This is a genomic window from Psychromonas sp., assembly GCF_983033635.1.
On the sequence record NZ_CEZLMY010000312.1, the window covers coordinates 1477 to 2104 of the forward strand.

Annotated in this window: 1 protein-coding gene; it reads left to right on the forward strand. The window is 41.9% G+C overall.

What is annotated here, in order from left to right; genetic code table 11:
- Window positions 1–628, forward strand: a 628-nt coding sequence (locus AC4GME_RS18875; RefSeq protein WP_490380050.1) for an efflux RND transporter permease subunit, incomplete at both ends; no start/stop codon positions are given.

The window sequence follows — 628 nt, forward strand, 5'->3', positions numbered from 1 at the left end:
AGTCTATAGTGTGATGTTACAAGCTGACACTGAGTTTAGAGATAATGAAAATGATATTAACAAGTTCTACGTTAGAACAAAAAATAACGACATGGTACCGCTTAGCACCTTAGTTGAAATAACTCCGATGCTCGGCCCTGAATCCGTCGAACAGTACAATCTATTTAACTCTACTGATATCAATATCTTCCCTGCACCAGGTTATAGTTCTGGCGAAGCGATTGCAGCAGTAGAGCGTGCAGTTACAGAGTTACCTTCTGGTTACACATACGAATGGACAGGGCAAACTTTTCAAGAGTTAAGAGCTGGAAATTTAGCACCGTTCATTTTTGCCCTGGCATTTATCTTTACCTATTTATTCCTTGTTGCTCAATATGAAAGCTGGACGATACCTGTTGCAGTTATGCTTTCTGTACCTATTGCTATATTAGGAGCATTTACCTATCTAGCCATTATGGGGGTAGAGCTGAATTTGTATGCACAAATCGGTCTGGTACTGCTGATCGGGCTTGCCAGTAAAAGTGCAATATTGATAGTTGAGTTTGCCAAAGAACTTCGCGAGTCAGGAAAGCCTATCTTAGAAGCCGCAACAGAAGCGGGACGCTTGCGTTTCCGCGCTGTATTGATG